General features: G+C 33.9%; 25 protein-coding genes. 11 read left to right on the top strand and 14 right to left on the bottom strand.

All coding sequences use genetic code 11. The features are described from left to right. Positions 1 to 160 precede the first annotated feature (160 nt). On the bottom strand, positions 161 to 502 hold the full coding sequence (locus P8K68_RS05420) for a T9SS type A sorting domain-containing protein (protein WP_300248660.1): 342 nt from the start codon (positions 500 to 502) through the stop codon (positions 161 to 163). A gap of 195 nt (positions 503 to 697) precedes the next feature. On the opposite strand from P8K68_RS05420, the gene P8K68_RS05425 reads away from it, so the two are divergent. Continuing rightward, positions 698 to 1,378, top strand: a complete 681-nt coding sequence (locus tag P8K68_RS05425) for a response regulator transcription factor (protein WP_300248661.1) — start codon at positions 698 to 700, stop codon at positions 1,376 to 1,378. A gap of 2 nt (positions 1,379 to 1,380) precedes the next feature. Further along, complete coding sequence (locus P8K68_RS05430; RefSeq protein WP_300248662.1) at positions 1,381 to 2,424, top strand: ATP-binding protein; 1,044 nt, start codon at positions 1,381 to 1,383, stop codon at positions 2,422 to 2,424. Here P8K68_RS05430 and P8K68_RS05435 read toward each other — a convergent pair. After that, entirely contained in the window at positions 2,407 to 3,453 is a 1,047-nt protein-coding gene (locus P8K68_RS05435; RefSeq protein WP_300248663.1) for a glycosyltransferase, read from the bottom strand. The genes P8K68_RS05430 and P8K68_RS05435 overlap by 18 nt on opposite strands. 362 nt (positions 3,454 to 3,815) lie before the next feature. Between P8K68_RS05435 and trmB the strand changes: the two genes are divergently transcribed. From trmB to P8K68_RS05460, 5 genes are all read left to right on the top strand, one after another. After that, positions 3,816 to 4,490 (top strand): tRNA (guanosine(46)-N7)-methyltransferase TrmB, encoded by a 675-nt coding sequence (trmB, locus tag P8K68_RS05440; protein WP_300248664.1) that lies wholly within the window; start codon positions 3,816 to 3,818, stop codon positions 4,488 to 4,490. Between the two features lie 2 nt (positions 4,491 to 4,492). Then, entirely contained in the window at positions 4,493 to 5,122 is a 630-nt protein-coding gene (locus tag P8K68_RS05445) for a LysE family transporter (protein ID WP_300248665.1), read from the top strand. Continuing rightward, positions 5,123 to 5,452, top strand: a complete 330-nt coding sequence (locus tag P8K68_RS05450; RefSeq protein ID WP_300248666.1) for an MGMT family protein — start codon at positions 5,123 to 5,125, stop codon at positions 5,450 to 5,452. Positions 5,453 to 5,652: 200 nt separating this feature from the next. Beyond that, entirely contained in the window at positions 5,653 to 6,789 is a 1,137-nt protein-coding gene (locus P8K68_RS05455) for an Mrp/NBP35 family ATP-binding protein (protein ID WP_300248667.1), read from the top strand. A 52-nt stretch (positions 6,790 to 6,841) separates the two neighbouring features. After that, entirely contained in the window at positions 6,842 to 7,084 is a 243-nt protein-coding gene (locus tag P8K68_RS05460; RefSeq protein ID WP_300248668.1) for a NifU family protein, read from the top strand. 132 nt (positions 7,085 to 7,216) lie between these two features. Here the strand turns inward: P8K68_RS05460 and nifJ are convergent, their stop codons facing one another. Together nifJ and P8K68_RS05470 are read right to left on the bottom strand one after the other, a co-directional pair. Next, positions 7,217 to 10,747 (bottom strand): pyruvate:ferredoxin (flavodoxin) oxidoreductase, encoded by a 3,531-nt coding sequence (nifJ, locus tag P8K68_RS05465; protein ID WP_300248669.1) that lies wholly within the window; start codon positions 10,745 to 10,747, stop codon positions 7,217 to 7,219. Between the two features lie 319 nt (positions 10,748 to 11,066). Then, positions 11,067 to 11,417 carry a 4Fe-4S dicluster domain-containing protein gene (locus P8K68_RS05470; protein ID WP_300248670.1) on the bottom strand — a complete coding sequence of 117 codons (351 nt, stop codon included), beginning with the start codon at positions 11,415 to 11,417 and terminating at the stop codon, positions 11,067 to 11,069. 153 nt (positions 11,418 to 11,570) lie between these two features. Between P8K68_RS05470 and P8K68_RS05475 the strand changes: the two genes are divergently transcribed. From P8K68_RS05475 to P8K68_RS05485, 3 genes are all read left to right on the top strand, one after another. Continuing rightward, positions 11,571 to 13,427: a 2-oxoacid:acceptor oxidoreductase subunit alpha gene (locus tag P8K68_RS05475; RefSeq protein WP_300248671.1), complete on the top strand. Its 1,857-nt coding sequence runs from the start codon at positions 11,571 to 11,573 to the stop codon at positions 13,425 to 13,427. 2 nt (positions 13,428 to 13,429) lie between these two features. Continuing rightward, positions 13,430 to 14,443 carry a 2-oxoacid:ferredoxin oxidoreductase subunit beta gene (locus tag P8K68_RS05480; RefSeq protein ID WP_300248672.1) on the top strand — a complete coding sequence of 338 codons (1,014 nt, stop codon included), beginning with the start codon at positions 13,430 to 13,432 and terminating at the stop codon, positions 14,441 to 14,443. Between the two features lie 119 nt (positions 14,444 to 14,562). After that, the gene (locus tag P8K68_RS05485) at positions 14,563 to 15,297 is read left to right on the top strand and encodes a class I SAM-dependent methyltransferase (protein ID WP_300248673.1); all 735 of its coding nucleotides are present in this window, start codon (positions 14,563 to 14,565) and stop codon (positions 15,295 to 15,297) included. Positions 15,298 to 15,337: 40 nt separating this feature from the next. Here P8K68_RS05485 and P8K68_RS05490 read toward each other — a convergent pair whose 3' ends face one another. The 7 genes from P8K68_RS05490 to P8K68_RS05520 are packed head-to-tail and all read right to left on the bottom strand — an operon-like array spanning position 15,338 to position 20,806. Next, on the bottom strand, positions 15,338 to 15,913 hold the full coding sequence (locus tag P8K68_RS05490) for an RnfABCDGE type electron transport complex subunit A (RefSeq protein WP_300248674.1): 576 nt from the start codon (positions 15,911 to 15,913) through the stop codon (positions 15,338 to 15,340). Positions 15,914 to 15,916: 3 nt separating this feature from the next. Further along, positions 15,917 to 16,519, bottom strand: coding sequence for an electron transport complex subunit E (locus P8K68_RS05495; protein ID WP_300248675.1), 603 nt, complete (start codon positions 16,517 to 16,519; stop codon positions 15,917 to 15,919). Between the two features lie 5 nt (positions 16,520 to 16,524). Then, positions 16,525 to 17,109, bottom strand: a complete 585-nt coding sequence (locus P8K68_RS05500; protein WP_300248676.1) for an RnfABCDGE type electron transport complex subunit G — start codon at positions 17,107 to 17,109, stop codon at positions 16,525 to 16,527. A gap of 2 nt (positions 17,110 to 17,111) precedes the next feature. Beyond that, entirely contained in the window at positions 17,112 to 18,116 is a 1,005-nt protein-coding gene (locus tag P8K68_RS05505) for an RnfABCDGE type electron transport complex subunit D (protein ID WP_300248677.1), read from the bottom strand. 1 nt (position 18,117) lies between these two features. After that, on the bottom strand, positions 18,118 to 19,446 hold the full coding sequence (gene rsxC, locus P8K68_RS05510) for an electron transport complex subunit RsxC (protein ID WP_300248678.1): 1,329 nt from the start codon (positions 19,444 to 19,446) through the stop codon (positions 18,118 to 18,120). Beyond that, on the bottom strand, positions 19,439 to 20,371 hold the full coding sequence (locus tag P8K68_RS05515; protein WP_300248679.1) for a Fe-S cluster domain-containing protein: 933 nt from the start codon (positions 20,369 to 20,371) through the stop codon (positions 19,439 to 19,441). The genes rsxC and P8K68_RS05515 overlap by 8 nt, the downstream gene beginning before the upstream one ends. 6 nt (positions 20,372 to 20,377) lie before the next feature. Beyond that, positions 20,378 to 20,806, bottom strand: coding sequence for a SoxR reducing system RseC family protein (locus P8K68_RS05520; RefSeq protein WP_300248680.1), 429 nt, complete (start codon positions 20,804 to 20,806; stop codon positions 20,378 to 20,380). A 228-nt stretch (positions 20,807 to 21,034) separates the two neighbouring features. Between P8K68_RS05520 and P8K68_RS05525 the strand changes: the two genes are divergently transcribed. After that, positions 21,035 to 21,364 carry a 2Fe-2S iron-sulfur cluster-binding protein gene (locus P8K68_RS05525; RefSeq protein ID WP_300248681.1) on the top strand — a complete coding sequence of 110 codons (330 nt, stop codon included), beginning with the start codon at positions 21,035 to 21,037 and terminating at the stop codon, positions 21,362 to 21,364. 230 nt (positions 21,365 to 21,594) lie between these two features. Here the strand turns inward: P8K68_RS05525 and P8K68_RS05530 are convergent, their stop codons facing one another. From P8K68_RS05530 to P8K68_RS05540, 3 genes are all read right to left on the bottom strand, one after another. Then, positions 21,595 to 22,389 (bottom strand): DUF1853 family protein, encoded by a 795-nt coding sequence (locus tag P8K68_RS05530; RefSeq protein ID WP_300248682.1) that lies wholly within the window; start codon positions 22,387 to 22,389, stop codon positions 21,595 to 21,597. A 5-nt stretch (positions 22,390 to 22,394) separates the two neighbouring features. Then, complete coding sequence (locus tag P8K68_RS05535; RefSeq protein WP_300248683.1) at positions 22,395 to 23,297, bottom strand: metallophosphoesterase family protein; 903 nt, start codon at positions 23,295 to 23,297, stop codon at positions 22,395 to 22,397. Between the two features lie 145 nt (positions 23,298 to 23,442). Further along, on the bottom strand, positions 23,443 to 24,198 hold the full coding sequence (locus P8K68_RS05540) for an SGNH/GDSL hydrolase family protein (RefSeq protein WP_366143731.1): 756 nt from the start codon (positions 24,196 to 24,198) through the stop codon (positions 23,443 to 23,445). Positions 24,199 to 24,224: the final 26 nt, after the last annotated feature.

Consider the following 24,224-nt stretch of genomic DNA (forward strand, 5'->3'; position numbering starts at 1 on the left):
GGTGGGAGAAGACTTAATTGAGACTGACTATTCGTCTTCCAAACGATGTTGCTTTTCATACCTTTAAGATACGAAAACCAATACTTTTTTTAAAATCTAAAACAATAAAAAAGAGACTGCCTTTTTAGACAGCCTCTTTTACTGATTTTATAGTCTTGGACTATTTAATTACAAGCTTTCTTGATGCACTGATATTATTTTCGGTAATTTTTAAAATATATACACCTTTTCTTAAATTAGAAATATTCAATTCTTTATTTGAAATAATAGTGGCGAATACTTGCTTTCCAAGAACATCAAATATTTCAATATGCTTAATTAAATTGTGCTTTGATGCAATGTTTATTATGGGTCTTTGGCTATTCGCAGGATTAGGATAAATGGATAGTCCTTCAATATTTTGATGCGTAGTGGGGTTTTTAGCGTAGTTTTGAGCTCCCATATTTTGGGAGGTAAAAAGAGCTAATATTGCGAATAAAAATAAAATGTAAGCTTTTTTCATACACTACGATTTGGTTATATAAAGATAATAAATAACAGCAAAAGTGGTGCCAAAAGAGTGTTAAAGATTATAGTAATTGGTCGAAAGCTTAAAATTAGTAAAAAGTATTTGTTACCATAATGTTATTAATTTTGTTATGTTAATAAAATTGTATTTTAAGTTTTATCTTTACTTCAATAAACAAGCGTATCAATAATGAAAAAAAAGGATATTAAGATATTATTAGTTGATGATGAGCCAGATATCTTAGAAATAGTTGGTTACAATTTGTCTAATGAAGGATACCAAGTTATTACTGCTGAAAACGGGCAGGAAGGTGTTAAGAAGGCAAAAAAGGAACTTCCGCATTTAATTATTTTAGATGTTATGATGCCTGAAATGGATGGTATTGAAGCTTGTGAGATTATTAGAAAAAATCCTGATTTAAAAAATTCGATTATCACATTTTTAACAGCAAGAGGAGAAGATTATTCTCAAGTAGCTGGGTTTGATGCAGGAGCTGATGATTATATTACAAAACCCATAAAACCAAAAGTTTTAGTGAGTAAAGTTAAAGCCCTTTTAAGACGTTTTAAAGAGGAAGATGTTGCAGACACCCTTAAGGTTGGTAGCTTGGTTATTAATAGAGACGAGTATAAAATTATTTCAAAAGGAAAAGAACTTGTTTTGCCTAGAAAAGAATTTGAATTATTATCTTTACTAGCATCCAAACCCGGAAAAGTTTTTAAAAGAGATGATATTCTTGATGCTGTTTGGGGTAATGAAGTTGTTGTTGGAGGAAGGACTATCGATGTTCATATTAGAAAACTTCGTGAAAAATTAGGTGATAAAAGCTTTAAAACTATAAAAGGGGTAGGCTATAAGTTTGTTGATTAATAATGCAGGCAAAATTTAAAAAATCATATCGATTTGCTGCTCGTACAGCATGTTTCATAACATTATATACAACACTCTTAATGAGTGTTTTTTTGTATTACTACCATGATTTTGAATGGTATTATCCATTTTTAATTTCGGTATGTATATTCGTGTTTTCTTTTGCCATTATTCAATTTAGTGTAGAGCGATTTATTTACAAAAGTGTAAAACGAATCTATGATGATTTAACACTCCTTGAATCTGTAAACTTAGCTAAAGGTCCCATTACAACAGATATGCAAACTTTAACTCAAGAAATAGATAAGTTTGCTAGAGACAAAAAGATTGAAATTGAAACCCTAAAAGTTAGAGAAGAATATCGAAAAGAGTTTTTAGGTAATGTATCGCACGAATTAAAAACGCCCTTATTTACGGTGCAAGGTTATATCTTAACCTTACTTGATGGTGCTATGAATGATAAAAATATTAGGGAGAAATACCTAGAAAGAGCCAGTAAAGGGATAGAACGGTTGGGTTATATTATTAAAGATTTAGACATGATTACCAAATTAGAAGTAGGTGATTTAAGTTTAAACATGGAGGTTTTTGATATTGTTGAGTTAGTCGAAAATGTATTTGATATGTTAGAGATGAAAGCTCACAAGAAAAAAATAACCCTAACTTTTGATAGGGATTATCCTAATCCTATAATGGTAAAGGCAGATAGAGAACGTATTCAGCAAGTTTTGGCTAATTTAATGGTTAATTCAATAAAATACGGTAGTGAAAGAGGCACTACAGAAGTTAGTGTTGAAAACCTCATTAAAAATAAAGTTATTGTTCGTGTTACCGATAACGGAGAAGGGATTAGTAAAGAGCATATCCCACGTTTATTTGAGCGGTTTTATCGTGTAGATAAAAGTGGATCAAGAAAAGAAGGAGGCTCAGGCCTTGGGCTGTCTATTGTAAAGCATATCATAGAAGCACACGAAGAAAAAATTTATGTAGAAAGCGAATATGGTGTTGGTAGCGAGTTCTCTTTTACTTTAGAAAAGGCTAAATAATTCTTTGTAATTTACTTCAAAATCAAAGGGTTTCAACCCTTCATAAGCTTTAACATCATCTAATTTTTGTAACGTAAAATCGTTTTGTTTACAACTAGGTACTAAGCTCATTTCTGTAAGTCGTTTGGCTAAATAGTCCTGTTCAAACTGTCCAGGAGTAGGAATAAAAAACGCTTTTTTGTTAAGTTTTGCTAAATCCATAATGGTGGTATAGCCCGATCTAGATAAAACCAAAGCACTCTCATTTATAGTTTTTTCTAATAAGCTAGACGTCATAAAATTATAAATAGTAACCTTGCCAAAAACCTGTATGGTTTGCTCTTTCTCAATAGTGCCTTTCACAAAAACAACATTTCCAGAGTAGTCTTTCAATTCCGAAAGTAATTTTTCTTCAAGTAGTGTGCGCTGTGGTTCAGGACCCGAAAGTAAAACCATCAAGTCATTTTTAATTTTAGCATTAGATTTATTAAACCTACTCAGCGGACCAATATATTTTAAAGGTATATCAAAAGTTTTAACGTGTCCTAATATACCACTCAAGTTTATATTACCTGGAGCATCAGGAATCCAACAAACATCAAACTTTTTTATAAATTTTTGATGCATTTTAGTGCTTAACCAAGTCGTTTTGCCGCTCAAAACATGTAACTGATGCGTCATAAAAACGGAGGGCACTTTTTTACTCCTTACCCCTAATCTATTATCAGAAATTATTCCCGCAATATCGTTATGGTCTAAAATTCTTGAAATCATTTTTTTTTCAGCCTTAATTACTTTTAAAAGTTTAGGAGAATCCTTTAGAAGTTTCAATTTAAAAAGCTTCCCATTTTTGGTATACGTAATGTTATACGAAGGCAATTCAATCGAAGAAAGGTTTGGAAATTCCTTCCGTAGTAAGGTCAAAGTACCGCCATCACTAGCAATAACCGGTACAAATCCTTCATCAATCAAAGCGTTAATTATCGGTATGCAACGCGTGGCGTGTCCAAGTCCCCAATTCAAAGGTGCCACTAAAATCCGTTTTTTCATTATAATAATTTGGGCGTGCCCCAAGGGTCGGGCTTTCGGCAGTCGCTTTTTTGTGTTGCATAGGTGCAACAACACAAAAAGAGCTTCAACAATGCCTCAATCCCTCACGCACTTTTTTGCTAAATTCAAAGATAAGCTATTAAGGTTATTGTGTATTTCCTTAATATTAAGAAAACGCTCCCGAAATTGTTCTTTGGGTTTCAGTTAAATTTGTCATTCCCACGAAATCGTAAGATTCATGAATTCATTATTATAAAATATCAACAATGAATAAAACGGGAATCTAAAATAGAGAATTTTGTAGCTATAAATTCTCTATTTTTACCAATTCAAAAGTAATCATAAGAAATAGTTAAGAAGTTTTGGGAAGTAAAAATAAACTTAGAAGATTTAAAGAAAACGAAACATTTTCAAATGTCGTTCAACCAACCAGAGACGAGTTGGTAAATTCAAATTTCAATTTAAAAGGTAATTGGAGAACAGAAGTTTTTAAAAATAATAATCCGTTAGTATTAGAATTAGGATGTGGTAAAGGCGAATATTCTGTTGCTTTAGCCAAAAAATATCCAAACAAAAATTTTGTAGGTGTCGATATTAAAGGCGCACGTTTTTGGAGAGGTGCTAAAACAGCCATTGAAGAAAATATTCCAAACGTAGCATTTCTTCGTACCCAAATCGAGTTAATCGATCATGCATTTGCAGAAAACGAAGTGGACGAAATCTGGATAACTTTCCCCGATCCGCAAATAAAATATAAGCGTACCAAACACCGCATGACTAACGCCACATTTTTAGAGCGTTATAAGCAAATCTTAAAGCCAGAAGGCATCATGAACTTAAAAACCGATAGCGAGTTTATGCACGGTTACACGCTTGGTTTATTACATGGTGCAGAACACGAAGTACTATATGCAAACCATAATGTATATAAGCAAGAAGGAAGTCCGGAAGAAGTAACAAGTATTCAAACTTTTTATGAGTCGCAATATTTAGAACAAAACAAACCAATTACTTATATTAGATTCAAAATAAAATAGTAATGAATATTACGTTTATCTTTTTTTTAGGATTATTTTTTGCTTTAATAGGCGTTATTCCTCCTGGGTTACTAAATATGACGGTTGCAAAAATTAGCTTAAAAGAAGGTCACGTCAGGGGTATTATGTTTTCTTTAGGAGTTTGTGTCGTAGTTTTGGTTCAAACGTATTTGGCTGCAATTTTTGCTAGGTATTTAAGTATGCATCCAGAAGTTATCGGTATACTCAGAATTGTTGCCTTAGTAATCTTTATCTTAATTACAGTCTATTTTTTATTTATAGCTAAATCAGAGTTAAAACAACAAATAGACCCTAAAATAAAGAGTAAACATAGTCGGTTTTTTCAAGGTGTATTTTTATCAGCAATCAATGTGTTTCCAATTCCATACCAAGCTTATATGACTATTACTCTGGCGTCATTCGGTTGGATGACATTCGAAAAAACAAGTATTATGTCTTATGTTATTGGAGCTGGTACAGGAACATTTGTAACACTATATATGTATATTTTTTTCTTTGATAAAGTAAAAGGAAAATCATTCACTTCTCAAAAAAACATGAACCGTATTATTGGTGGTATTACAGGTGTTATCTCCATTGTGACTTTAATTAACATTATCCAAGATTTCTAAATGCAACCAAAAACGCTAAGTTTTTTTGATAAAGTTTACAAAGTTGCAAAACAAATCCCCTATGGGAGAGTCACAAGTTATGGGGCTATTGCAACCTATTTAGGTGCAGCAAGAAGCGCTAGAATGGTAGGTTATGCTATGAATGGTTCTCATGGTAAAGATGTGCCAGCACATCGTGTTGTAAATAGAAAAGGATTGCTAACAGGAAAACATCATTTTGATGGCACAAATTTGATGCAGCAGTTACTGGAAAGTGAAGGTATTAAAGTCATTGAAAATCAAATTCAAGAATTAGACAAGGTGTATTGGGATCCTTCTAAGGAGCTGTAATTGTTATGTTCAATGTATTTCAGTTTCAAATTAAGGTTGTTTTATTATTTCTTAATTTTTGAATAAAACACAAATAATTCTAAATTCAAAAGCCATAATCAAAAACCCAATAATTACATAGTTAAAACTTCTAACAACAAGCTTCTAATTTTAAGCTTTATTGCCTATCTTTGTTCTTAGAATGATTCTTAATAAAAGAAATGAAGTTAGATAAAAAAGATATATTAAAAGCATTAGAAACCATAACAGTTCCTGGAGAAGGACAAAATATGGTCGAGAGCGGAGCGGTTAAAAATATAATCACTTTTGGAGATGAGGTTATTGTAGATATTACCATACAAAACCCAAGTTTACAAGCAAAAAAGCGTACCGAGGTTGATATCCTTAAGACCATTCATGAAAAGGTTTATAAAAAGGCAAAAATTACAGTTAATGTAAAGGTTGATGCACCAGCTACTCCTAAAGCAAATGTGATAAAAGGAAAGCCAATTCCGGGCATTCAAAATATAGTAGCGGTGGCCTCTGGTAAAGGTGGTGTTGGAAAATCTACCGTTACAGCAAATTTAGCGGTCACTTTAGCGAAAATGGGCTTTAAAGTGGGTGTTTTAGATGCCGATATTTACGGACCATCTATTCCTATTATGTTTGATGTTGCTAATGAGAAACCATTAGCAGTAAACATTCAAGGAAAATCTAAAATGAAACCTGTAGAGAACTACGGGATTAAAATATTATCAATTGGGTTTTTTACACAACCGGATCAGGCCGTAGTTTGGCGAGGGCCAATGGCGGCAAAAGCATTAAATCAAATGATTTTTGATGCCCATTGGGGTGAGTTAGACTTTCTGTTAATTGATTTGCCTCCAGGAACAGGCGATATTCATTTAAGCATCATGCAATCGTTACCAATTACGGGTGCTGTTGTAGTTAGTACACCTCAAAATGTGGCGTTAGCTGATGCTAAAAAGGGTGTAGCCATGTTTAAGCAAGAAAGTATTAATGTGCCAGTATTAGGTATTATTGAAAATATGGCATATTTTACACCTGCAGAATTGCCAGACAATAAATATTTTATCTTCGGAAAAGAAGGCGCCAAAAATTTAGCTGAAGATTTAGAAGTGCCATTTTTAGGAGAATTACCATTGGTGCAAAGTATCAGAGAAGCTGGAGATGTTGGTCGTCCAGCAGCATTACAAACGGCAACACCGCTTGAACAAGCATTTGAGGAAATAACTCGAAATGTGGTTCAGGAAGTTGTAAGACGAAATGACGATTTACCTCCAACCGAAGCCATTAAAATTACAACTATGGCAGGTTGCGCGGCAGTTAAAAAATAATAAATTCATTTCCCTTTTCTTTGGAGAGGGCTAGGGTGAGGAAAAATAGATTATGAGCTCAGAAGAACTTAAATTAAATGTTGAAAAAGCTTTAGATGAAATTCGTCCATTTTTACAAAGTGATGGTGGTGATATTTCATTATTGTCTATTGAAAATGACAACCTTGTAAAGGTGCAGCTTCAAGGCGCCTGTGTGGGTTGTAGTGTTAATCAAATGACATTGAAATCTGGTGTAGAAATGACTATAAAAAAGTATGCGCCACAAATAGAACAAGTTATTAATATTGATGCATAAAATTTAAGTCCGCATTAATATTAATACCAAAATTTCTCTGGTAAATTCTAATTTGCCAATAAAAAAAATCATTCTACCTGCAATTAAGACATGTAGAATGATTTTTAAATTAAAGCATAACCTTCATGATATTTACATACCTCTATGAAGTTCTAAGCGTTCCCATCTAGAATCAACTTCTTCTTGCGCTTGTTTAAGAAGTTTAGCTCCTAATTCGGCATCATCTTTAACAACTCTTGAGAATCGAGTTTCTGTATACATAAATTCCTCAAGTGGTGCAGAAGGCGCTTTAGAGTCTAATCTAAACTTCTTGCCTTTTGGTTTAGAAGGGTCGAATCTAAATAATGGCCAATAACCAGTTTCAACCGCTTTTTGTTGATGAATTGCTCCATCTTTTAAATTATAACCATGGTCACCACAATGTGAGTAAGCAATAATTAATGATGGTCCATCATAAGCTTCAGCTTCTTCAATAGCTTTAAGCGTTTGCATATCCTTCGCTCCAATTGCTATTTGAGCAACATATACGTTATCATAAGAAACAGCTTGTAAGGCTAAATTTTTCTTGCTAGTACGTTTACCAGATACAGCAAATTTAGCACTTGCGCCTAATGGGGTCGCTTTAGACATTTGTCCACCAGTATTGGAATATATCTCAGTATCTAACACCATAATATTGATGTTTTCTCCAGACGCCAATACGTGGTCAACGCCACCATAACCTATGTCATAAGCCCAACCATCACCACCAAGAATCCAAACAGACTTTTTACGTAGGTACTCTGTTAATTGCGATAATTTTTTGGCTTCGGGTTTATCAATTGTAGCTAACTTAGCTTTAAGGGTGTCAAGGTTTGCGAAGTTTTCTTCTTTTTCAGCTTCCGTTTTTTCCGGATTGTTTAAAATAGCATCAACTAATTCAGAACCAACTTCTGCTTCTAATCCTTTTAATAGGTTTTCAGAAATTTCCTGTTTTTTAGTTAACCCTAACTTCATTCCTAAACCATATTCAGCGTTGTCTTCAAATAATGAATTTGCCCAAGCTGGACCTCTACCAAACTTATTAGTTTTATAAGGCGTTGTTGGTAAATTACCCCCATAAATAGAAGAACAACCAGTTGCGTTAGCTATTAAAATACTGTCTCCATATAATTGAGTTAGTAATTTAATATATGGTGTTTCACCACAACCAGAACATGCTCCAGAGAACTCAAACAATGGTTCAAGGAACTGAGATCCTTTTACATTAGTGATATTTAATTCTGTTCTATCATAATCAGGTAAATTGATGAAATAGTCCCAATTAGGATCTTCTGCGGCTTCAACTTTAAGTTTACTGTGCATATTAATCGCTTTAAAGTCTGGATCTTCCTTACTTACAGCAGGACAAACCTCAACACAAAGGTCGCAACCTGTACAATCTTGTGGAGATACTTGCAATACATACGATTCTTCTTCTTTGTTAAATGGTCTACCTATTGCTGGAACCGATTTTAATGTAGAAGGTGCGCCAACCAATTCTTCGTTAGAAACTACTTTAGCTCTAATGGCTGCGTGCGGACAAATAACCACACACTTGTTACATTGTGTACAGATATCTTCTCCGTCCCAAACTGGAACTTTATCAGCAATACCACGTTTCTCGAATTGCGTTGTTCCTGTTGGGAACGTGCCATCTACCGTGAATGCGCTTACCGGAAGCTCATCTCCATTTCCAGCTAGTATTTTTCCTAAAACTTCTTTTACAAAGGGGTCTGCATCACCTGTCATCATTGGTTTCAATTCTGTATCACTTGTAATTTGTTTTGGATAATCAACTTTTTGAAGGTTTTCTAAAGATTTATCCACCGCGTTGAAGTTCATCTGAACAACAGCTTCTCCTTTTTTAGAATACGATTTTACAATAGCTTCTTTAATTTTCTGAATCGCTTCATCTTTTGGAAGTACTCCTGAAATAGCAAAGAAGCATGTTTGTAAAACGGTATTGGTACGTTTACCTAATTTTGCTTCTTGAGCTACTTTAGTGGCATCAATTACATAGAAATCCAATTCATTTTCAACAATTTCTTCCTGCATTTTTTTAGGAAGAATGTCCCAAACAACATCTTTATCAAAAGGCGAGTTCAATAAGAAGGTTCCGCCTTTTTTGATGTTCTTTAAAATGTCATATTTTTCAATAAAATTAAATTGATGACACGCAATAAAGTTTGCTTTATGAATTAAATAGGTTGAATATATTGGGTCTGGTCCAAAACGTAAATGTGACACGGTTTGAGCACCTGCTTTTTTAGAATCATAAACAAAATAACCCTGCACATAATTATCAGTTGTTTCGCCAATAATTTTAATGGAGTTTTTATTAGCACCAACGGTACCATCAGAACCTAAACCGTAGAACATGCAGTTAAAGGTGTTTTTAACAGTATGTAATCTGCTTCCAATATTTAGACTTTTAAAAGAAACATCATCATTAATACCAACTGTAAAATGGTTTAAAGGTTGCGCTTTGTCTAACTCATCATAAACCGCTTTAACCATTGCTGGGTCAAACTCTTTAGAAGATAAACCGTAGCGTCCACCAATAATTTTTGGCATCGCTCTTTCACTTTCTATAAAGGCTGTAACAACATCTTGATAAAGTGGCTCACCAATACTTCCAGGCTCCTTAGTTCTGTCTAAAACAGCAACTTTTTTAACTGTTTCTGGTAATGCATCTACAAAATGACTAATAGAGAATGGTCTGAATAAACGTACTATAATAGCACCAACTTTTTCCCCATTTTTAACCATGGTATCAACAGCTTCCATTACAGGGCCTTGGCCAGAACCCATAATTACCACTACTTTTTCGGCTTCAGGATGACCCACATAATAGAATAAGCTATACTTTCTTCCTGTATGTTTGTAAAACTCATTCATAGTGTCTTCAACAATTCCAGGGACTTTATCATAATAAAGATTGGCAGCTTCTCTTGCTTGGAAGAATACATCTGGATTTTGAGATGTACCTCTAATTACAGGATTGTCTGGATCTAATGATCTTTTTTTATGAGCCATGATGTCGTCCTCTGGCATCATATCCTTAATAATATCATCAGTAATACCATCAATTTTAGAAATCTCGTGAGAGGTTCTAAAGCCATCAAAAATATTCATGAAAGGTATTCTTGATTTTAATGTTGCAACTTGAGAAATCAATGCCATATCTTGTGCTTCTTGTACAGAACCACTAAATAACATGGAGAAACCAGTTTGTCTTGCCGCCATAACATCAGAATGATCACCAAATATTGATAATGCATGTGTTGCAATAGTTCTTGCTGCTACATGAATTACTGATGGTAACAACTCTCCTGCCATTTTATACATGTTAGGAATCATTAACAACAAGCCTTGAGATGCTGTAAATGTAGTTGTTAAAGCACCTGCTTGTAACGAACCATGAACTGCCCCAGAAGCACCACCTTCACTTTGCATTTCTACAATTCTTGGGACATTATCCCAAATGTTTTTTTGTCCTTTTGAGCTATAAACATCTACGTGTTCGCCCATTGGTGATGCTGGCGTAATTGGGTAAATGGCACAAACCTCATTGGTTTTATGTGCAACCCTTGCAACCGCCTCATTGGCATCACAAATTAGTTTTGGAAATTTTTTCTTCATAATAAAGCTATCTTATTAAATAAAATTCACAAAAAACTACGTAAGTACGCTTTTTGAAATTTCTAATTGTGTAGACCTTAACAAGATTCTTTTTTTGACTAAAACCTAAAGGTCGTTCAAATAAATACCCAATAAAATTAAAGGAACTATAAAGTATAGACTATGATAAATATCATGTAATTGGTTAGATTTTAAGTGTTTTGAAAAAAAAAGAGGACCCATATAATATGAGGTCCTCAATTTAATTGCTAAAAATTTCTTAGGTGTTGATAGCTAGAAATAAATACAAAAAAAATTTATTTTAATTGTTTAATAAAAATTATTCGGCATGTAGCCAAGCTTTTTTCTCTAATAAAGCTTCTTCACTTTCAACATGGTCTTCATCAGGCACACAACAATCTACAGGACAAACTGAAGCACACTGTGGTTCATCATGAAATCCTTTACATTCGGTACATTTTTCAGGTACTATAAAATAGAACTCATCAGATATTGGTTCGTTCATTTCATCAGCGTCAGCTTCATCGCCATTTGGAAGCGTAATTGTTCCGCTTAAAGCAGTTTCGTCTGCATAAGCCCATTCTTGATCGGGCTCATAAATTGCATTATTAGGACATTCTACAATACATGCGTCACAATTAATGCATTCATCTGTTATTATGATAGCCATATTAATATGTTTTTATGATAGTATGGAGTAAAATTAAATTTTATTAGGCGTTTATAATATGATATAAATCATGTTAAATTTTAAATACAGAAGTTATATTTGATAAAGACAACTTCAATTTTTTTGATACTAATTTTTTTATGCCTAAAAATTATGATTGCTGAAAAAAACAAAATACAACCCGAAGTTCTAGAAGCTGTGGTTATAAGATTTGTTGGAGATTCTGGTGATGGGATGCAGTTAACTGGAACGCAATTTTCTGATACTTCTGCAATGATTGGAAATGATGTGTCAACGTTTCCTAATTACCCTTCAGAAATTAGAGCACCTCAAGGAAGTTTATATGGTGTTTCTGGCTTTCAAGTTCATATCGGTAGTGTAGAGATTAGTACACCTGGCGATGATGTAGATTTATTGGTAGCTATGAATCCTGCGGGTTTAAAAACGAATCTTTATGCGGTTAAGCCAGGGCATACCATTATAATAGATACCGATTCGTTTAGTAAAAAGAATTTAGAGAAAGCGAAATATGAAACAAATCCGCTCGAAGATGGAAGTCTTGATAATTATCGAGTCATTGAAGTCGCTATTTCATCGCTTACAAAAGAAGCTTTAAAGGATGTTGAGGGCTTAGATAATAAGACCATTACGAGAAGTAAAAATATGTTTGCTCTAGGAATAGTGTATTGGATGTATGACCGTTCTACAGACCATACGATAGACTTTTTTAATAAAAAATTTGCATCTAAACCACATCTTATAGAAGCGAATACTAAAGTGTTAAATACAGGTTTTTATTTTGCAGAAACATTAGAGCTAATTCCTAACTCATATACAATATCACCAGCAAGTATGCCTGCTGGTACGTATAGAATTATTAGTGGTAATACAGCTACAGCTTGGGGTTTTTTAGCAGCAGCTGAAAAATCGGGTATAGAATTATTTTTAGGGTCTTATCCTATAACACCAGCTACCGATATATTACATGAATTAGTTAAGCACAAACATTTTGGAGTAAAGGCTTTTCAGGCAGAAGATGAAATTGCTGGAATAACATCAGCTATTGGAGCATCATTTGCAGGAGATTTAGCAATCACAACCACATCTGGTCCAGGTTTGGCTTTAAAAAGTGAAGCTCTAGGATTAGCTATGATGGTGGAACTTCCATTGGTTGTAGTAAATGTTCAAAGAGGAGGTCCATCAACAGGGTTACCAACCAAAACAGAGCAGTCTGATTTATTGCAAGCCATGTATGGCAGAAATGGTGAAAGCCCAGTAATTGTAATGGCAGCAAGTACACCTTCAGATTGTTTTAAATATGCATACGAAGCTGCTAAACTGGCTTTAGAACATATGACTCCAGTTATATTGCTTACCGATGGATACATTGCTAATGGCTCTGAACCTTGGTTAATTAAATCGGTTGCTGAAATGCCAGAAATAAAAAATAATAGAATAAACGAAGTCAAAGAAAATTGGCATCCGTATGATAGAGATAAAGAAACCCTAGCTCGTGATTGGGCAGTTCCAGGTACTTTTGGATTGGAACATAGAATTGGAGGCTTGGAAAAAGATAAAATTACGGGAGACGTGTCTCATGTTCCAGAGAATCATGAATACATGACTAAAATTAGGGCTGAAAAAATTAAACGTGTTGAAAATTACATCCCTGAATTAGAAACTGAATTTGCCAAAACTGGGGATTTACTTGTTGTTGGATGGGGAGGAACATATGGTAGTTTACATTCTGCAGTAAAACAATTAAATGAAAAAGGCTATGACAAGATTGGATATGCACATTTTAATTATATAAACCCGTTGCCAAAAAATACGGAAGCCATTTTGCGTCAATTTAAAAAAATTGTGGTGTGCGAGTTAAATAATGGTCAGTTTGCTAGTATTTTAAAAATGAATTTTAATAAGTATGACTTTTTGCAATTCAATAAAATTCAAGGCTTACCATTTGGGAATACAGAACTTACAGAGAAATTTAAACATTTGCTAAGTTAATTATGGAAACAACTGCTAAAAAAGAATATACGTTTAAAGATTTTGCAAGTAACCAAGAAGTAAGATGGTGCCCTGGTTGCGATGATTACGTTATTTTAAGATCCATGCAAAAAGCACTGCCAGAAATGGGTGTAAAAAAAGAAGATGTTGTCTTTATTTCAGGTATTGGTTGTTCTTCTCGTTTCCCTTATTATATGGATACTTATGGTATGCATGGTATTCATGGTAGAGCTCCAGCAATTGCATCTGGTGTGAAGTTAGCAAACCCAGATTTAAGTGTTTGGGTAGTTACTGGTGATGGCGATTCAATGGCTATAGGAGGAAATCATTTTATTCATGTATTACGAAGAAATATCGACTTAAATATTTTGCTTTTTAATAACGAAATCTATGGTTTAACTAAAGGTCAGTTTTCGCCAACCTCTTTAGTTAGACAAAAAACAAAGTCATCTCCATATGGTAATACACAACCGCCATTTCAACCAGGTGAATTAGCCATTGGAGCTCAAGCACGATTTTTTGCAAGAATAGGGGGGAATACTCCAAAAGAAATGACGCAAATGTTTATAGATGCCGAAACATTTAATGGGACCTCTTTAATTGAAATATTACAGAACTGTGTAATTTTTAATGATGGTTGTTTTACACAATATACAGATAAAAATGTTAGGGAAGATCAACAGTTATTTGTTGAAGATGGAGAACCCATGATTTTCGGAAAAAACAAGGATAAAGGATTGGTGTTAAATGGATTAAAATTAGAAGTTGTAACCATTGGAGAAAATGGCATTACAGAGCAAGATATTTTAGTGCACAATGCAGGTGAACAAGATCCAACTTTACATCAAATGTTAGTAAGATTAGAATATCCTTTAGTTACTGGAATTATAAGACGTTTTCAAGATGTTACTTTAGAAGAAAGAGAAGACGCTTTAACTAAAGAAGTGATGGCAAATTCAAAGTTTACAAAAACAGATGATCTCTTCTTCTCGGGTGAAACATATGAAGTAAAATAGTTTGATTTCAGTTGTTTTTATCGTGTTAATAATATTGAATAACTTCATGCTGAATTTGGTTATTTTAAATAAGAAATGGTGTTCTAAAACCTAGTTTTTATCGACCTCAATAAAAAGATATGAAAAGCAATAGCCAATTTTTTGATGAACTTTCCGATGATTATGATTTGATGATTGATTTTGAGAGAGCACTAAAAAATAAAATTTCCTTCATAAAAAACTTTCTTGCAATTAATTATAAAACAGCCCTTGATTTAGGTTGTGGCACTGGGGCAGATGCTATTGCCTTGTCAAAACTGGGAATACAAGTTGATGCCGTTGACCACTCTAGAGGAATGTTGCAACAAGCCATGAAAAATGCAAAAAATTTTGATGCCGATATTAATTTTATTGAATCTGGATTAACAGCGTTCAATCCAAAAAACAAAGATTACGATTTTATCGTATCCTTGGGTAATACCATTGCTAATATTAATGTGTTAGAATTAAGGAAATTAATGTCAAAAATATCCGTTATGTTAAATAATGGCGGAAGTGCATTATTGCAAATTGTAAATTATGCTAAACTACCCGAAAGTGGCAACCATATACTTAATGTATTTGAAAATGATGAAGTATCCATAATCAGGAAATACAAAATGAATAAGAATGATTTAGATTTTACCATCGATAAAATTGATAAGAAAAGCCAACAGAAAAGTCAAATTATAACGAAATTATACCGGCATTCAGAAAGTGATTTCAATATAATGGCGAAAGAAATGGGTTTTAAAATTGAATTCTATGGGGATCTAAAGAAACAACCTTTTAATCCTGATGAATCAACGAATCTTGTAGTTGTGTTAAAGAAATAACACAGAATTTACATATAAATGGATTATTCCAATTACAACCCTAAACCAACGCCGTAAACCCTAAAAAAGCTAGTGATAAAAGCCCTGCTACTAACAAGTTGATAGGAACACCTTTCATACCTTCTGGAATATTAGCAAGTTCTAGTTGTTCTCTTATACTTGCAAAAACAATTAAAGCTAAAGCGAATCCAATAGAGTTTGAAATTGCAAAAAACACAGCTTTTATTAAACTGCTATTTTCCAATCCTAATGCTAATATTGCGACACCTAAAACAGCACAGTTGGTAGTAATTAAAGGAAGAAAAACACCTAACGCTTGATATAAGGGCGGACTTACCTTTTTCAGAATAATTTCAACCATCTGCACTAACGCCGCAATTACCAAAATAAACGTGATGGTTCTTAAATAATTTAATCCAGCAGGAACTAAAATATATTCATGTAATAAATAAGTCACTGTTGTGGCTATAGTCATCACAAATAATACGGCGCCAGACATGCCTATAGACGTCGATACTTTGTTAGAAACACCTAAAAATGGACATATCCCTAAAAACTGCGACAATACAATATTGTTTACAAAAACGGCTGCTATAAGTATTAAAATATATTCCATGTGTTATTTTGTTTTAGATACTTTATTGAACAAAACGGATAGATAAGCCAAAGCAATAAAAGCGCCTGGTGGCAAGATGAAAAGTATTAAAGTGTTGGCATCTTCTGAAACGAAACGGAAATCAAATAGGCTACCGCTTCCTAATATTTCACGCACTGCGCCTAAAGCCGTTAAAGCAATTGTAAATCCAATTCCCATACCTAAGGCATCAACTATAGATGATACTACATCATTTTTTGACGCAAATGCCTCAGCACGACCTAATATCAAACAGTTTACTACTATTAATGGGATGAAAATTCCGAGTTGTTCAAATAAGAAAGGGATGTAGGCTTCTAAAACCATCTCAACAATAGTAACAAAAGAAGCAATAATGATAATAAATGCAGGAATCCTAACCTTACTTGGTATTTGAGATTTAATCAAGGATACCACAATATTCGACATTAATAACACAAATAATGTTGCAACTCCCATTCCCAATCCGTTAAAAGCTGATGAGGTAACACCCAAAGTTGGACACATACCTAACAACATCACAAAAACAGGATTGTCTTTTATAATCCCTTTTAAAAAGTTTTCCTTTTGAGTTAATTTCTCTGCCATAATATCTAATTTTTAGATGGGTTAGTTTTTATAAACACATCGTAAGCCATTTGGGCAGCTTCACCAAAAGCACGAGTAGAAATAGTTGCTCCGGTTAAAGCATCAATGTCACCACCATCTTTTGTAGGTTTTAAATTGAATTTTGATGGTTTTTTACCTCTAAACTGTCTCATGAATTTTTCATCCTTCATTTTTGTTCCCAATCCTGGTGTTTCCTTTTGTTCAAGCACTACAATATTTTTGATACTTTTATCAGGATTAAATCCCACCATTATTTTTACCAAGCCACTATAACCTTTTTCGGAAGAACCAATAACTGCCGTTCCTATAGGTTGGTCATCAAAAGTTCCCATATAAACTTCGATACTATCTTTGGTTTTATCAGATTTAAGCATTAAAACTTCTTCAACAGGATTGTTATTAAATTCTGGTAAAACTTGTTTTAAGGCGTTTATCTTTCGTTCTAATTTTGCTTTTGCTTTTGGACCCTCAGTGATATCATTTATAAAACCAAGAGACGCACCTGCAACAATTGTAATTACAAAAAGAGCCATAGTCATATTAAAAAAAGTAGATTCCTTTTTACTCATAATTACATGATTTTTGATTTTATTTTATTTCCAAATCGTCTTGGTTTAAAATACTTGTCTATAAGCGGTACAAAGGCATTCATAATTAAAATGGCGAATGATACGCCTTCAGGATAAGCGCCAAATAATCTTATGACTACGGTTATGATTGCAATTCCTATGGCGAAAATCACCATGCCTTTTTTGGTCATTGGGCTAGTGACTAAATCGGTCGCCATATAAAAAGCTCCTAAAATAGCACCACCAGATAAAATATGAATTAATGGATTGGCGTACAGCTCTGGATTCACTAACCAGAAAACCCCAGTCATAACTGCCATGGTTACTAATATGGTGACAGGAATGTGCCAAGTAATCACTTTCCTTACAATTAAAAATAAACCTCCAAGAAGTAACGCCAATGCAGACATTTCTCCAGCTGATCCACTAGTTATACCAAGCAATAATTCCATTACAGAAGGGATTTTTTCGCTAATGGTAGTCATGGTTTCTCCATACATTAAACCTTCTTTGATGATTCCCAAAGTAGTTTCGCCAGTAACGGCATCTAACGACAAATAATTTTCAACTGCAATAGGCCATGAGGTCATTTGTACAGGGAAACAAACCAATAAGAATACACGACCAACAAGCGCTGGATTAAAAATGTTATAACCCAAACCTCCAAAGGATAGTTTTGCGACTCCTATGGCAATAAAAGCACCAATAATAATCATCCAGATAGGTAAGTTAGATGGTAAATTGAATGCTAAAAGTATTCCTGTTATCAATGCTGAACCATCCGCAATTGCAATTTCTGTTTTTAAAAGATATTTTTGAATGAGATATTCAAATACAATACAAGATATAACAGCAACTGATGTGAGTATTAAAGCGTTTATTCCGAAGACATAAATGGATACCAAAAAAGCTGGAATTAAGGCATAAAGCACATCATACATAACTCTTTTCGATGTTCTATCTGAATGCACATGTGGTGAGGCTGAAATAATAATTGGATCTGCCATATTAGTTCTTTGCAGTGTTTAATTTTTTAATAATACTTTTTCCAAATCTTATGTAGTCTAATAGAGGTCTGTGAGAAGGACAAACATAACTGCAAGAGCCACACTCAATACAAGTCATAATATCTTCAGATGCAGCACGTTCGTATAGACCTTTTTCCGATAAATTCATTAACAAATGAGGTTCTAATCCCATTGGGCAAACAAATACACAGTGACCACAGCGAATACAGTTTTTAGGGTCTTGTCTGCTTGCTTCATCTTCAGATATAACTAAAATTCCAGAGGTGCCTTTAGTAACAGGAACGTCAGTATTTTTAATGGCTTTGCCCATCATAGGCCCACCATTCACTATTTTTCGGGTGCCTTCTGGTAAGCCACCAACTTCGGCAACTAAATCCTTGATTGGTGTTCCTATTTTCACCCAAAAATTAGAGGCATTTTCAATTTTTTTCCCTGTAACGGTAACCACGCGCTCGATTAGTGGTTGATCGTATTGAACCGCTAGATAAATAGAGAAAATGGTTCCCACATTGTGCACAATCACACCAACATCCATTGGTAGTCCGCCTTTAGGTACTTCGCGTTTTAGAATGGCTTTAATAAGTTGTTTTTCACTGCCTTGGGGATATTTAACTTGTAGTGCGGCAACTTTAATTCTTTTGTCAGATTGCCCCGCTCTTTTTAAAGCTTTAACCGCATCTTTTTTGTTGTTTTCAATGCCAATTACGGCTTCATTAATATGTAAGGCATGCATTAATATTTGAATCCCAACAATAATCTCATCTGCTCTTTCAAGCATTAATCTATGGTCGGCAGTTAAATAAGGTTCGCACTCTACACCATTAATAATCAAACAATCGACTTTGTTGTCATTTTTGAGATCTAGCTTAACATGCGACGGAAATGTAGCGCCTCCCAAACCTACAATACCAGAATCTGTAATGTGTTTTAGAATATCCTTTTGCCCCATAGTAATTTCCTTTTTTAAAGGAAAATCCTGAACCTCAAAATTTGATTCGTTTTTAACATCAGTTCTTATAACGATGCATTGTTTTTTATAACCACTTGTATCAACAATCATATCAAGTTTTGTAACCGTTCCAGCAACAGGAGAATGTATATTAGATGATACAAACCCACCAGACTTGGCTATAACTTGTCCAATTTCAACTTTATCTTTTCTGTCAACAATAATTTCAGAAGGAATTCCAATATGTTGTGCTATAGGAACATAGACAACCTTTGGGACGGGCATCCTTTTAATTGCTTTTGAAGACGTAATTTTGTTTTCTGCAGGATGAATCCCCCCTTTTGGAAATGTTTTAAGCATCTGTTTTTGGTTTTTCTGATTCTACATTCGTGTTAGCTACAGTTACTTTTTTTATGGCTTGTTTTTCCACTTTCGGTTTGTCTTCTTTTGGTTTTTTTACCTTTTTTGGAGGGAAGTTTGTTTCTATAATAGAATGTGTTGGGCAAACCTCTACACATTTTCTACAAAGGGTACATGCTATAGGATCGATATAGGCCAAAGTATCGGTCATAATCACAGCATCTTTAGGACAAATATCTTCACATTTTGAGCAACCTATACAAGCAACATCACAAGCCTTTTTAGCAATACCTGCTTTATCTTGGTTTAAGCATCCAACAAATATTTTTAGGTCGCGTTTGTTACGTGGACGCATTTCAATAATATCTCTTGGGCAAGCTTTTACACAAGCGCCACAAGACGTACATTTATCTGTGATAATTACGGGTAAACCTGTATTTTCATCCATGCACATAGCATCAAAATCGCACACCGCAACACAATCGCCATCTCCTAAACAACCATATTGACAATCGGTTTCCCCGCCATAAACCATAGCAGAAATAGCGCAGGTTCTGGGGCCTTGATATAAGGTTGTTTTTGGTCTAACTTCACAAGCACCTTGGCATAGTAAAACAGCAACAGTTGGGTCTTGTTCTGCAACTTCTTTTCCTAAAATGGCAGACACCTGCTTCATAACATCATTACCACCAACCGGACAGAATAACTCAGAGATATCCTCTGTGTTAACAAGCTTTTCAGCAAAGGCCTTACATCCTGGAGAACCACAGCCACCGCAATTGGCGGCAGGAAGTATGTCGTCTACTTCGCCAATTAGTGGGTCTTCATAAACGTAAAACTTTTTAGAAACTACATACAATACAATAGCCGCTATTATTCCTAAAGAGACTAATAAGAAAACACTATATAAGACTGAATCTGACATGCTTAATTAAATTTTTAAAACGGACATATTAAAGGCGCTTTTAAGAGTGCTTTTAAAATAATAGAGCAATAGGTAATAAGGCAATAAGATTAAAAGAGACAACGTTCCAGATAGCCATTCTTTTAAAAAACCAGATGTTATTATTAATGTAAAAAACATTAATATAAAAGGAAAAATATAAGCCCAAAACACCGCTTTAAAACCTAAAGACCTTTTTAGAACCACATTTACCTGTTCGTTAATTTTAAACGAAGTATCAGAATTCATTATTTCAACGTCTTTGGTTGTAGATTCTGAAATACCACAAGCGGCTTTTGCACGACAAGAGTCACAATGGATATTTTGTTCTAAAGAAACAATAACAGAGTTGCCGGTTATTTTAGATATAATACCGGAATGTGTAAATACATTGTTATTTGAAACTTCCGAACTCATAAATGCCTTTTCTATAAATTCAATGCTGAAATTAGTACATTTGCACGCGTATTTCTATGATATATGTCAGGTTTAAAAGGCACGATTATTGAAGTATCTATTATATTATATATAATAATAGTAGGGCAAGCCTTGTAAATGCTATAAAACTAATTAACCTATTAAATTAGTAGGATTAGTAGGTTTTTAAAACGAATTTACTTATTTTTGCCCCTTAATTTTTTTTAAATGTCAGATATTACAATTAAAATAACAGATAGAGAAGGTATTGCACACACTTTAGCAGCACCAACAGATATGGCTATGAACTTAATGGAGGTAGTAAGGTCTTATGAGCTTGCACCTGAGGGCACCATAGGTGTTTGCGGTGGTATGGCTATGTGTGCTTCTTGCCAATGCTATGTTTTAAGTCAAACCGAATTGCCAGAAATGAGTGATGATGAAGAAGCAATGCTATCTGAAGCTTTCGACGTAAAAGATAATAGCCGTTTAGGTTGCCAAATTCAAATTAATCCAGAAATGGAAGGGCTTGAGGTTCAGCTAGCACCAGAAAGTTAGTGTTCCTGCCTTTCGGCTCTGCTCAATACAAACTTCGGCAGGATTCTTATAAATAAAATCTCAAAAAGTTAAATTTCTTTTCTTTGTGCGTTACACCTCCTAAGGTCGGTGTCGGGCTTTACGTTACAAGTCCTCGCTTCTGCGCTAAGGCGCAAAAGCTGTGGGCTATCCACTGCAATCCCTAACGCGGGTGTACTTGCTAAAAGCGTTTCTTTATATAAAGGGAGTAATTACCACCAAACCAAAAACATTTTTTTCAATTGGCCACTTTTAAATTTCACCCAGCATAAAGCAGAAAATTTCTGCTCAAAATAATCCTTTGTTGTCGTTTTAAAAGCATTGAAGTTTAGCCAGTTTACATTCGTGTGAGGGACCAACAACCAATCTTTTTTACACGGCATGTAAAATTTACAATCTTCAAATTGATGCAGTTCCGTTTGGTTAATATAAAATCCAGTAATACATTCCGGATTCAAAGTTTTTAACGCAATAGTTTCAATAGAAAACGGAACAAATAGTTGTGCCTTAAAATACACTTGCTGAGAAATATCTTTTGGATTTAAACCCAGATTAGTTAAATAGGATTTACAAGTATCAGAGTAGAGGAGTGGTAGTTGTTTTTCTTTTAATTTAGTAAGCTTTTCTATTAAAGAATCTTTTCTATTCGGACCAATAAAATGTTCTATTTCAGTTGTCCCTACAGTGGCATCAAACAAATAAAATTTATAGATAATTTCTAGATGAATGGGTTTATTGTTCCTTAGTAATAAACAATCCAATTCCCCTAAAGTTCGTTTTCCTTCTTGAATTTGAATATTTTCAGCTATAGGAGTAATACCTCTTTGCTGAGCAATTTCAAATGCAACCAGCTGCTCTACATACTTTCCTAGCCTTAGTTTTTCATCTAAAAACAACTCTATTTTATCTAATCTAGAGCTAATTTCAAATTGCTGAAGATTAAAAACAGTATTGTTTTTCCATAAACACGGCGTATTTAAAAAGCCTTCGTATCTTTTTTGAATCATTTAGGTTATTCAGTCTTATAATCTTTCAACTTCACAGGACCTTCTAATAAAACCCTAACAATTTGAAGGGTACCATTATCCTTTGTTGCTATCTGCCATTTAATTAGAGAAATCTCTCCATTTTCAATCTCAATACCAGTAATACTCCTAGGATGTACACAGCTACCATCATTAAAAAAAGCAATATCTCCTGGTTCAGGGAAACGCGGTCGGTGGGTATGCCCTGCAATAGTCATTACATTATTATTTTCGCTAATCCATTTTTTAGTTCTGCGCTCCACTTTTATAAGTTCTTTGTAGTTTTTTGCCGGACTTGTAGGGTCTGCAATTCCCATAACGTTTAAGGGTTTCCAAAGCAAACGAACCATAAGTCGGCTCCATTTCCAAAACAAAAAATTCCACCAATCTGCCTGATGCCCGTGTGTTAAAAATAGCTCTTGCCCAGTCATGTAGTGTTTTAAAACAATGCCTTCTTGGTATTTTATATCGCCAAAAAGCTCAACTTCTTCACCAATTTTAGGGTCAAAATATGTTGATAAGTGCTTCTTTACATAATCTGGATTTCTGTAAACCATATCATGGTTTCCCCAAATCATGTGTAAACGATTGTCCTTATGAAAAAGCTTCATAAGCATATACACATTTTTATGAGCATTCAAAATAGATTCAAATGATAAGTTTTCCCATAACTCATCACCATCGCCTAATTCACAATATTGAAAGCCTTCATTGTAATAGTGTTTTAGTGCATGGAAGTATATGTTTCGGTTGTTGGCAAAATCATCAGCAAAACTGTTATCGCCTCTATGGCAGTCACTAAATAAAATGAATTTGCTGTCATCATCAAATTCAATGATTTTGGCATTTTTATAAGCGTTATCTAATCTTTTCTTGGATGAAACATTCATAACTAAATTTGTAATATTAGGAAAATGATTTAATGAATGTTACATGTGACTCTAGAAAAAAACAATATTAAACACATGAAAACATAAGTAAATGTAAACAAAAACCGTTTTAACTAGAAACGCTTTTTCAATTTTCAATAAAACCTTAAAGTTTTTCTAGAGCAACGGGTAATATGCGTTCCACAAATTTTGAATATGCTATAGCAGAAGGGTGCAATCCGTCTGAGGCAACAAGCTCAGGTTTGATTAACCCTTCTCTAGTGATATCCGTTATATTAACATAACTAATGTTATTGTTTATGCAGTATGTTTTAGCAAAGTTATTGTACATGTCTAGCCTTGTTGAGGTATTTGTATTGCCTCTGCCAAAAGGAGTAAACGCATAATCAGGTATTGAAACTATAATAACATGACTTTTATCTCCGTTCCCTTTTTCTATAGCTTTATTAACTAATTGAGGGAACTCGGTTTCATAAACCGAAAAAGGCCTGTTTTGATATTCGTTATTCACACCTATTAAAAGTGTTACTAAATCATAATCACTAGTCGGATTATCTGTAGCTATAGCATTAATTAGCCTAGAGGTAGTCCATCCCGTTTGAGCAATAATTTTAAGTTGAATACTGGAAGCAGTTGTTACTTTTAGTAATAAACTATCCTTTAGTTGTTCAGGGAATCGGCAGGTTTCACAAACGCTTTCCCCAATGGTATAACTATCCCCTAAAGAGAGGATTTTAATTGTATTTCCATTTGAGGTTTCACTATCTGTTTCTTCTTCCTCATTTTGTTTGGTATCATCTAAAATTTCAATGTCTTCATTTTGAATATCAATTTCAGGGTTTTCTGAACACCCAAAAAAGAAAAGAACACTCAAACTAAAATATAGTGCGGTCCATTTCATTTTCATTTTTTTTCTTTTAAAGATAC

The sequence above is a fragment of the Algibacter sp. genome (assembly GCF_029245835.1).
Taxonomy (GTDB): domain Bacteria; phylum Bacteroidota; class Bacteroidia; order Flavobacteriales; family Flavobacteriaceae; genus Algibacter_B.

Bases quoted from the DNA above. Each gene is read 5' to 3' on its own strand.
- P8K68_RS05420 (WP_300248660.1), bottom strand. From the start codon at position 502: ATGAAAAAAGCTTACATTTTATTTTTATTCGCAATATTAGCTCTTTTT.
- P8K68_RS05425 (WP_300248661.1), top strand. From the start codon at position 698: ATGAAAAAAAAGGATATTAAGATATTATTAGTTGATGATGAGCCAGAT.
- P8K68_RS05430 (WP_300248662.1), top strand. From the start codon at position 1,381: ATGCAGGCAAAATTTAAAAAATCATATCGATTTGCTGCTCGTACAGCA.
- P8K68_RS05435 (WP_300248663.1), bottom strand. From the start codon at position 3,453: ATGAAAAAACGGATTTTAGTGGCACCTTTGAATTGGGGACTTGGACAC.
- P8K68_RS05445 (WP_300248665.1), top strand. From the start codon at position 4,493: ATGAATATTACGTTTATCTTTTTTTTAGGATTATTTTTTGCTTTAATA.
- P8K68_RS05450 (WP_300248666.1), top strand. From the start codon at position 5,123: ATGCAACCAAAAACGCTAAGTTTTTTTGATAAAGTTTACAAAGTTGCA.
- P8K68_RS05455 (WP_300248667.1), top strand. From the start codon at position 5,653: ATGAAGTTAGATAAAAAAGATATATTAAAAGCATTAGAAACCATAACA.
- P8K68_RS05460 (WP_300248668.1), top strand. From the start codon at position 6,842: ATGAGCTCAGAAGAACTTAAATTAAATGTTGAAAAAGCTTTAGATGAA.
- nifJ (WP_300248669.1), bottom strand. From the start codon at position 10,747: ATGAAGAAAAAATTTCCAAAACTAATTTGTGATGCCAATGAGGCGGTT.
- P8K68_RS05470 (WP_300248670.1), bottom strand. From the start codon at position 11,417: ATGGCTATCATAATAACAGATGAATGCATTAATTGTGACGCATGTATT.
- P8K68_RS05475 (WP_300248671.1), top strand. From the start codon at position 11,571: ATGATTGCTGAAAAAAACAAAATACAACCCGAAGTTCTAGAAGCTGTG.
- P8K68_RS05480 (WP_300248672.1), top strand. From the start codon at position 13,430: ATGGAAACAACTGCTAAAAAAGAATATACGTTTAAAGATTTTGCAAGT.
- P8K68_RS05485 (WP_300248673.1), top strand. From the start codon at position 14,563: ATGAAAAGCAATAGCCAATTTTTTGATGAACTTTCCGATGATTATGAT.
- P8K68_RS05490 (WP_300248674.1), bottom strand. From the start codon at position 15,913: ATGGAATATATTTTAATACTTATAGCAGCCGTTTTTGTAAACAATATT.
- P8K68_RS05495 (WP_300248675.1), bottom strand. From the start codon at position 16,519: ATGGCAGAGAAATTAACTCAAAAGGAAAACTTTTTAAAAGGGATTATA.
- P8K68_RS05500 (WP_300248676.1), bottom strand. From the start codon at position 17,109: ATGAGTAAAAAGGAATCTACTTTTTTTAATATGACTATGGCTCTTTTT.
- P8K68_RS05505 (WP_300248677.1), bottom strand. From the start codon at position 18,116: ATGGCAGATCCAATTATTATTTCAGCCTCACCACATGTGCATTCAGAT.
- rsxC (WP_300248678.1), bottom strand. From the start codon at position 19,446: ATGCTTAAAACATTTCCAAAAGGGGGGATTCATCCTGCAGAAAACAAA.
- P8K68_RS05515 (WP_300248679.1), bottom strand. From the start codon at position 20,371: ATGTCAGATTCAGTCTTATATAGTGTTTTCTTATTAGTCTCTTTAGGA.
- P8K68_RS05520 (WP_300248680.1), bottom strand. From the start codon at position 20,806: ATGAGTTCGGAAGTTTCAAATAACAATGTATTTACACATTCCGGTATT.
- P8K68_RS05525 (WP_300248681.1), top strand. From the start codon at position 21,035: ATGTCAGATATTACAATTAAAATAACAGATAGAGAAGGTATTGCACAC.
- P8K68_RS05530 (WP_300248682.1), bottom strand. From the start codon at position 22,389: ATGATTCAAAAAAGATACGAAGGCTTTTTAAATACGCCGTGTTTATGG.
- P8K68_RS05535 (WP_300248683.1), bottom strand. From the start codon at position 23,297: ATGAATGTTTCATCCAAGAAAAGATTAGATAACGCTTATAAAAATGCC.
- P8K68_RS05540 (WP_366143731.1), bottom strand. From the start codon at position 24,198: ATGAAATGGACCGCACTATATTTTAGTTTGAGTGTTCTTTTCTTTTTT.